Genomic DNA, 2649 nt, shown 5'->3' on the forward strand with positions numbered 1-2649 from the left:
GTCCGCTGAAGATTTGACGAAGCCTGCGGGGCAGACGCTTTGGCAGTGCGTGGCAACCGCGGCCATGGGTACGGCGGGCGGGCGCCTATCGCAGTGTGACGGCGTCGTCGTGCTCGCGGGCGGCACTGTCGGGGGCGGCACTGTCGCGGGCGGCACTGTGCCCGCCGGGCCCGCCGTGCCCGCCCATGGTGCGCATCATGAGCACCATCATCAGTGGGCAGGCCAGGAGCAGCAGGAACGGCAGCACCGCCTGCAGCGAGCTGCCGGCCGCCAGCAGGCCGACGACCAGTGCGCCCGCCGCGACGAGTAGATACTTCATGTGTTGGCCGTGCATGACATCCTCCGAGAATGGCCCGGCTCAGCGCCGGTTGGATTTGATGAGCGGCGGGGCTGCGTCCTCGCCTGGGCGCCTGCGCGCCTGCACCTGCGCGGTTGCCTCGTTCCGGTCCGGGAACAGGCGGGTGATGCCCCACACCACCGTGGCGATCAGGGCGACCCAGACCAGCAACGTGATCAGCCACCCGGCCAAGCCCATCGCGCCGCAGAAGCTGGGAAACATGCCACCCTCCCGAGCGTCCGTGTCGACGAATTCGCTGTGCACCATCAACGGTGGGCCGCCGGGGTGATGAACCCACCCGCGAAGTGATGAAAGTTCGCTGAAGGAACGGCCCCGCTGGCTGCCGCGGACGGGTTACGGCACTCGACGCGTGCCTGCAGAGGCGTCGGCGGTCGGCGTCTTCACCGAACATTCATGGAATGCCCGCCTCGTTCTTCGGGTCCGGTGGTGACTGTGGACCGAGTGCCGGCTATCCGCCGCCGTCCGGCGCGAGAGAACCGGCGGCCTGGTCAAGACCACACGGAACGATCGAGTGCGATGCGCTGAGGATCCAGGATCGGATGGAGATCCACCGGGGCTACCCCGATCCTCGCCAGCATTGCCCGGGATGGGACAGGGCATGGGATTACGGGGAGCGCGCATGGTCATCGTCGCCGGTGTCGTTGCGCTGGTCGCGGTGGCCGCGGGATGTGCCGCGGTGGACGATCCGGCGGCCGAGCCGAGCCCGCCGCCGTCGGGCCTGTCCGCCGGGGGGATCGAGGGCGCGGTGTGGGTGGCCAATGAAGGCGGGCACAGCCTGTCGGTCATCGATGCCGCCACCAGCACCGTGGTCACCACCGTCGAGGGCATCGAGGGTCCGCACAACGTGCAGGTCGGTCCGGCCGGCGACCGGGTGTACGCCGTCAGCGGTCACACCGGCATGGTGGCCGCCCTCGACGCCAGCACCTACCGGCTTGCCAACGCCGCCCCCGCCGGGGCCGGCCCGTCCCACGTGGTGCTGACGCCGGACGGGCAGAAGACCTACGTCACGAACTACGACGCCGGCAGCGTGTCCGTCTACCGCGCGGACCTGGCCCCGTCGGGCGTCATCAGCGTGGGCGGCGGCCCGCATGGGCTGCGCCCGAGCCCGGACGGCACCACCCTGGTGGTGGCCAACCTCAAGGCCGGCACGGTGGACCTGATCGACGCCCGCACCGACACAAAGGTCGCTGCCGTGCCGGTGGATGGTCCCGTTGTCCAGGTGGCGGTCTCGCCGGACAGCCGGTATGCCTTCGCCAGCGTTTCCACGCCGCCGAGCGTGGTCAAGATCGACCTGCGGGCCCGCGTCGTCGCCGGGCGGACCGAGGTGCCGGCCGCCCCGGCGCAGGTCTACCTCACCCCGGACGGGCGCAGCCTGCTGTCAGCCGACCAAGGATCCAAGGAGAAGCCGGGGACCGCACTGTCGGTGATCGACACGGCGACCATGACCACGGCCGGCAGCATCGCCACCGGATCGGGCCCGCACGGCGTGGTCATCGACCCCACCGGCCAGCGGGCGTGGGTCACCAACGTCTATGACGCCACTGTCTCCGTCATCGACCTGCCCACCCGCGCCACGGTCGCCACGATCGACGTAGGCAAGCAGCCGAACGGGATCAGCTTCGCCACCCGGCCTCCCGCGCCGGGCGCAGCCCGGATGACGGTGGTCATTCCCACCCCGTCGGCCGCCTCCTCCGGACACGGCGAGCATGGCGGTCATGGCTGAGCGGCGTCCGCCGGGTGGCCGGCACAGCCGCGGGGGACCCGTTGCCCCTCGGCCGAGAGTGGCCCGGGGGTGTGATGACGTGGGCAGCGGGCCCGGCAGGATGGACTTCATGAGTACCCGCGTGCTGGTCGTCGACGACGAGCAGAGCCTGGCCAAGGTGGTGGCCAGTTACCTCGAACGCGACGGCCACGAGGTGAGCTGCGTGTTCGACGGCCCCGCCGCCGTGGCCGCCGCCCGCGCCCAGCGGCCGGACGTGGTGGTGCTCGACCTCGGTCTGCCCGGCCTGGACGGCATCGAGGTGTGCCGGCAAGTGCGCACGTTCGCCGACTGCTACATCGTCATGCTCACCGCCCGAGCCGACGAGGTCGACAAACTTGTCGGTCTGGGGGTGGGTGCCGACGACTACCTCACCAAGCCGTTCAGCCCGCGCGAGCTGGTCGCCCGGGTGCGGGTGATGCTGCGCCGCCCCCGGACCACCGTCGCCGGTGCCCCGGCCGCGGCGCAGGAGCCGCCGCGCGTGTTCGGGTCGCTGTCCATCGACGTCACCGCCCGGGAAGTCACGGTCGCC

General features: G+C 71.3%; 4 protein-coding genes. 2 read left to right on the forward strand and 2 right to left on the reverse strand.

Going from position 1 to position 2649, the window contains the following annotated elements:
• Positions 1-85 precede the first annotated feature (85 nt).
• Positions 86-319, reverse strand: coding sequence for a DUF2933 domain-containing protein (locus VFO68_RS10035; RefSeq protein ID WP_325157930.1), 234 nt, complete (start codon positions 317-319; stop codon positions 86-88).
• A 39-nt stretch (positions 320-358) separates the two neighbouring features.
• On the reverse strand, positions 359-559 hold the full coding sequence (locus VFO68_RS10040; protein ID WP_325157931.1) for a hypothetical protein: 201 nt from the start codon (positions 557-559) through the stop codon (positions 359-361).
• 418 nt (positions 560-977) lie between these two features.
• Here VFO68_RS10040 and VFO68_RS10045 point away from each other — a divergent pair, with 418 nt between their 5' ends.
• Positions 978-2081, forward strand: coding sequence for a beta-propeller fold lactonase family protein (locus tag VFO68_RS10045; protein ID WP_325157932.1), 1104 nt, complete (start codon positions 978-980; stop codon positions 2079-2081).
• Positions 2082-2190: 109 nt separating this feature from the next.
• Positions 2191-2649 (forward strand): response regulator transcription factor (locus VFO68_RS10050; RefSeq protein WP_325157933.1); only part of this gene is annotated, 459 nt, incomplete at its 3' end.

The organism is Actinophytocola sp., assembly GCF_035712165.1.
In the GTDB taxonomy this organism is placed as follows: Bacteria; Actinomycetota; Actinomycetes; order Mycobacteriales; family Pseudonocardiaceae; genus DASYTH01.

Excerpts from the sequence above, each read along its gene's own strand:
- VFO68_RS10035 (WP_325157930.1), bottom strand. The coding sequence starts at position 319 with ATGAAGTATCTACTCGTCGCGGCGGGCGCACTGGTCGTCGGCCTGCTG.
- VFO68_RS10040 (WP_325157931.1), bottom strand. The coding sequence starts at position 559 with ATGTTTCCCAGCTTCTGCGGCGCGATGGGCTTGGCCGGGTGGCTGATC.
- VFO68_RS10045 (WP_325157932.1), top strand. The coding sequence starts at position 978 with ATGGTCATCGTCGCCGGTGTCGTTGCGCTGGTCGCGGTGGCCGCGGGA.